This is a genomic window from uncultured Paracoccus sp., assembly GCF_947487305.1.
GTDB lineage: Bacteria > Pseudomonadota > Alphaproteobacteria > Rhodobacterales > Rhodobacteraceae > Paracoccus.
In genome coordinates, this window is the sequence record NZ_CANKWH010000071.1 from 1 (window position 1) to 898 (window position 898).

An 898-nucleotide genomic window follows, 5' to 3' on the forward strand; every position below is an offset into this window, starting at 1 on the left:
GCTTCAAGGCAAGCTCGGCTGCTGCGACCAGAAAAAAGAAGGAGACCTCTGATGTCTTGACCCGGTCATGACCCGACCAACATAATCTCAAGGTGGGTCAATTCTCGATGGAAAACCCGGGTCAGTTCTGGGTGGAAATCAACACCACGCCCACCGATTGTAATATAGTGGACGCCTCGGCGATCTTGTGTTCGTTCCTGGATAGAAATCTGATGCGCATGTACAACTCCGAACGCGATCGCACCGACAACCGCCTGCCAACGCTAAATACTTGAAAAGAACCTGTCGATGATTGATTTACATGTGCACCTGCGTGGCACACTCACTCCGACGATGGCCTGTAAACTTGCTGAAAGGAATTCGATGAGCCTCAACGCTGCCCTGTGGGCTGCGAAAGGATATGGGTGGCACGATTTTACCTCCTTCCTGCGGGCATATGACCATATCGCATCGGTCATCGTTACCGCGCAAGACCTCGAGGAGGTTGCCTACGACTATCTTTTCCGATCCGCACAACTGGGCACGACCTACGTCGAGTTCATGCTTTCACCGCCGGATCTGATGCGTGTGGGCGTAGCCTTCGACGACCAACTCGCTGCTTTGTCCGCCGCACGTGAGCGAGCTTTGGAGTCCCATGGCATCGATTGCCGAATGATCGCCACTGCAGTTCGGCACTTGGGGGCCGCAGCCGCGATCCAAGCCGCGAAAATAGCTGCGGGGCGTCGACACGACATACTAGTTGGCTTCGGCCTTACTGGCGACGAACGGATGTTTCCAGTGAGAGATTTTAAGGAAGCGTAAGCTACTCCCGAACTCTTGGACTGTTGATTTCCACCCAGAAGTGAGCCGGATAGGCGGGTAATTTCCACTGAGAATTGAGCCATGTGAACCTTTCCCC

General features: G+C 54.1%; 2 protein-coding genes. Both read left to right on the forward strand.

The genetic code is table 11. The features are described 5' to 3' along the window. Positions 1 to 92 precede the first annotated feature (92 nt). Positions 93 to 275, forward strand: coding sequence for a hypothetical protein (locus tag Q1A36_RS21290; RefSeq protein ID WP_299848176.1), 183 nt, complete (start codon positions 93 to 95; stop codon positions 273 to 275). Between the two features lie 13 nt (positions 276 to 288). Then, a complete protein-coding gene (locus Q1A36_RS21295; protein ID WP_299848177.1) occupies positions 289 to 801 on the forward strand; it encodes a hypothetical protein in 513 nt (170 codons plus the stop codon). Positions 802 to 898 lie beyond the last annotated feature (97 nt).

Coding starts and splice junctions, on each gene's coding strand:
- Q1A36_RS21295 (WP_299848177.1), top strand. CDS start 289: ATGATTGATTTACATGTGCACCTGCGTGGCACACTCACTCCGACGATG.